This is a genomic window from Vibrio sp. 378 (genome assembly GCF_033339435.1).
In genome coordinates, this window is record NZ_JAWOUO010001173.1 from 1 (window position 1) to 521 (window position 521).

1 protein-coding gene is annotated in these 521 nt (G+C 42.8%); it reads right to left on the reverse strand.

Going from position 1 to position 521, the window contains the following annotated elements; translation table 11 throughout:
* Positions 1–521 (reverse strand): DUF3458 domain-containing protein (locus tag R7Q48_RS30990; RefSeq protein ID WP_318134250.1); only part of this gene is annotated, 521 nt, incomplete at both ends.

Below are 521 nucleotides of genomic sequence, written 5' to 3' on the forward strand. Positions count from 1 at the left end.
ATTCGGCTTGTTTTAGCGTGTGGTAAGTGGCACTTAGTTCATCTTCCAATGCGGCAGAAAGTGACACTGTAATGCTATTTAAAACCGTATCAACTGCATCTACATCAATCTGTTTGTACCAGCCTGTGATTTCATTGATAGATGGCAATGAGAAGACTTGAGCGATAAATGCAGGCTCTAAGTTTTCATCCAATAATACGCCGCGGAATGCATCGATAAGATCTTCTGAAAGTTGAACCTCACTGCCCGTTTGGACATTGGTGACATTTTGTCGAATGTACTTCGCTAATAGCATTTGGCTTGCATCCCAACGAGCAAAATCGTTGGTTGCGTGCTTCATTAGGAAGATCAGTTCAGCGTCGCTGTAATCGTATCCCAATTTAACTGGCGCAGAGAACTCGCGTAACAATGAAGGCACTGGTTGATCTGCGACATTCTCGAACACAAATGTTTGTTTATCTTGCTTGATGTCCAAAACATTGTGAACGGATTCGCCGTTAATGATCAGTGGGATAACCTGA